The organism is Bacteroidales bacterium (genome assembly GCA_018334875.1).
Classification (GTDB): Bacteria; Bacteroidota; Bacteroidia; order Bacteroidales; family UBA12077; genus JAGXLC01.
The window spans coordinates 1-2,517 of the sequence record JAGXLC010000531.1; the positions used below are offsets into that span (position 1 = coordinate 1).

Sequence of the window (2,517 nt, forward strand, 5' to 3'; positions counted from 1 at the left end):
GAGGAGGGAAAGGACCATTTTCACCGGTTAATCCGCCTCCATGTCCTCTGCCATAAGATACGCTGCACCCAACACACCGGCACTGTCGCCCAGTTCCGGTCTGACTAATTCAGTTTCCAGTGTATGATTGAAAACGAACTTTTTTGCCTGAGCTCTGCCATTTGTATATAAGGTATCGATGTTACCTACACCGCCTCCCAAAACCACAATTTCAGGATCCACGATATTGATTGCCCGGGAAATGCCCAGGCCGAAAAAATATTCCAGACGTTCGATGGTTTTTAAAGCATGAACATCATCAGTTTTGCGGCTTCTTTCCTCAATCTCCTTCAATGATCTGTTCTTTCCGGCAAGGGAAGCATAATACTTTTCAAGTGCAGGCCCTGAGATCACCGTTTCAACGCAGCCTGTTTTACCACAGTAGCAGGGTCCACCGGATTTGTCAAGAAAATTATGGCCCCACTCACCGGCTATACCTTGCTCGCCGGTTATAACCCTTCCATTTACAACCAGTCCACCTCCAACGCCGGTGCCCATAATAACACCAAAAATCACTTCAGCATCAGGTTTGATTTTCCTCGCTGCACCAAATCGGGCTTCAGCAAGCGTAAAACAATTGGCATCATTGGCAAGCCTGACAGGGACACCCAGAAGCTGCTCCATATCGTCCTTAAAATATTTCCCAATCAAAAGGGTTGTATTGGCATTTTTAAGGGTACGGGTTGAAGGTTCCATGGTGCCGGGAATGCCTATTCCCACTCCATCGGGTTGCATACCCGTTTCCTCCTGCAGTCTATCCAGCAAATACTCAACCTGTCTGGTCATGTGATCATACCCCTTCTCCTTCTCGGTGGGTATCCGAAGGCGGGAAATAATACGCGGCGGATTGGCAGGCTCCACCACAATGCCTTCAATTTTGGTGCCGCCGAAATCCACTCCCCAAAGAGCATCCCTCCTTCTCATAAGAACAGGATTTACTTTCGTTTTTGCTTGAAATAATCAATGAGCAGGTTGCTGCATTCATCCTCCAGCACACCGGAAAAGAGCTTGGTTTTGGGATGAAGTATATCCAGTTGTTTGCTCAGGAACCCCCTTTTGGTATCTACGGCTCCATAAACAATTCTGGAAATTTGAGTCCAGTAAGCAGCCCCGGCACACATGGGGCAGGGTTCTATAGTTACATAAAGTGTACAATCATTCAGGTATTTGGCACCAAGTTGATTCTCAGCAGCAGTAAAAGCCTGCATTTCGGCATGGGCAGTCACGTCATTAAGGGTCTCCGTGAGATTATGAGCCCGGGCTATAATTTTTTTGTTACAAACGACCACCGCCCCAACCGGCACCTCGTCCCTGACCATGGCTTTTTTCGCTTCCTTAACCGCCTCTTTCATGAAGTATTCGTCGTTCAGCATAGTGCATCCATCCTGCTTTAACACATAATTGTTTGTTGTGAAAAAGAAAGCAAGTTAAACATTCTATTATTAATTCCAAAAAGGTAATTCATATAAACCCCCTTCCGCTCAAAGCCAATTAAATAATTATGCTTAGATTTTTTAATCAAATAAAAAGCCGCCCCAAAACTATGAGACGGCTTTCGTAATAAAATTTTCCCGCTTATTATTCTAATTCACTTGCCATTACAGCTTTCATGTCAAAAGTAAGTTCATCATCACCGTCTCCAACATCTTCATTTTCATTACTAATAGCAGTAACTTTTAAGAAGCCTTTGTGCCCATGTTCTGTAATGAATGCCACAATGTCGCCTTCAACGATTGTTACTTCAGCACTTGTCAAATCAGAGATGTTCTGAATGTCTTCAGCTGTGATATCTTCGTAGGTGTAACTATCAGTGACCACTTCATAGTTTGTTGTATTATCTAATGTGCCACCACCATGAATTTCAACATCGGTTTGATAATCAGGAGACAAAAGCTTAAAGGAAAGTGCTTTTGTTAAACCTTCATGACCAAAAACAATATCAGCTGAATCTTTAATGTTGTTGCTTTCAACATAGTCATAAGAATATCTTACACCATGTTCAACAGAAAAAAGATCTTTTGCCGATCCATCTTTCAAAGCAACTTCCAGAGTTTTATCATTATACTTTGTAACAGCTATGGTATCAATTGCTTTCACATAAAGTTCAAAATCGTAGCTTTCCTGATTGTTCTCGCTATCTGTCACAATCAAGGCCATATCCAGTGTGCTTTCGGCTTCCACTGTATCGGCCAGAACTCCGGTATAAGAATACGTGTCAGAAGACTTATCAGAAAAGTCCTCTGTTTTGGTATCCAGGGTTTTGGTTCCTTTTCTCAGTTCAATCTCTCCCAGTTTTTCGCTGGTGATCACAGAAAACTTCAGTGTCGTTTCCACTCCTGCCTCAACAGAATCCGGAACCGAACTTTCTGAGATGTCAATGGTGGCTTCTGTTGTATCATCTTCCTCACATGCGGTAAAAATCCCTGCTCCTAACAGACCGATCAGGGCAATTCCCAAAAATAATTTGATTCTTTTCAT

The 2,517-nt window shown here is 43.1% G+C and carries 3 protein-coding genes; all 3 read right to left on the reverse strand.

What is annotated here, in order from left to right:
* Window positions 1-27: 27 nt before the first annotated feature.
* The gene (locus KGY70_20825; GenBank protein ID MBS3777649.1) at window positions 28-963 is read right to left on the reverse strand and encodes an ROK family protein; all 936 of its coding nucleotides are present in this window, start codon (window positions 961-963) and stop codon (window positions 28-30) included.
* Window positions 964-974: 11 nt separating this feature from the next.
* Window positions 975-1,412, reverse strand: a complete 438-nt coding sequence (locus KGY70_20830) for a nucleoside deaminase (GenBank protein MBS3777650.1) — start codon at window positions 1,410-1,412, stop codon at window positions 975-977.
* Between the two features lie 205 nt (window positions 1,413-1,617).
* The coding region (locus KGY70_20835; GenBank protein MBS3777651.1) for a hypothetical protein at window positions 1,618-2,517 on the reverse strand (900 nt) is incomplete at its 5' end.

Bases quoted from the DNA above. Each gene is read 5' to 3' on its own strand.
- KGY70_20825 (MBS3777649.1), bottom strand. From the start codon at position 963: ATGAGAAGGAGGGATGCTCTTTGGGGAGTGGATTTCGGCGGCACCAAA.
- KGY70_20830 (MBS3777650.1), bottom strand. From the start codon at position 1,412: ATGCTGAACGACGAATACTTCATGAAAGAGGCGGTTAAGGAAGCGAAA.